1 protein-coding gene is annotated in these 370 nt (G+C 39.7%); it reads right to left on the bottom strand.

The genetic code is table 11. The features are described 5' to 3' along the window. Positions 1-370: transposase family protein (locus tag AX662_RS04440; RefSeq protein WP_197414660.1), on the bottom strand; the 370-nt coding region annotated here is incomplete at both ends.

Genomic DNA, 370 nt, shown 5'->3' with positions numbered 1-370 from the left:
ACACGAAGTCTTCTGGCAATATCCGTTAGTGATACCTTCTCAGTTAGAAGTTGTGCAACCTTTTGTCGGACAAGGTTGGAGATTTGGTGGTTTTTCTCAACGATTGAGGTTTCAGCCACCGTTACTCTCTTACACACTTTACACTGGAAGCGACGTTTCTTCAGACGTAGTAGTGTTGGAGTTCCAGCTTGTTCAAGAAGAGGGATTTTAGAAGATTTTTGAAAGTCGTACTTGATCATCATTCCATGGCAATGAGGGCATGGTGGTGCAGAATAATCAAGTTTTGCATGAATCTCGATATGAGTATTAGTTTCCAAAACAAGAGAAATAATGATGTTAGGGTCTTTAATTCCGATTAATTCTGTGGTAT

The organism is Streptococcus sp. CCH5-D3, assembly GCF_001556435.1.
GTDB lineage: Bacteria > Bacillota > Bacilli > Lactobacillales > Streptococcaceae > Streptococcus.
The sequence above is the reverse complement of the archived record's forward strand: the minus strand, read 5'-3'. Positions and strand labels throughout refer to the sequence as shown.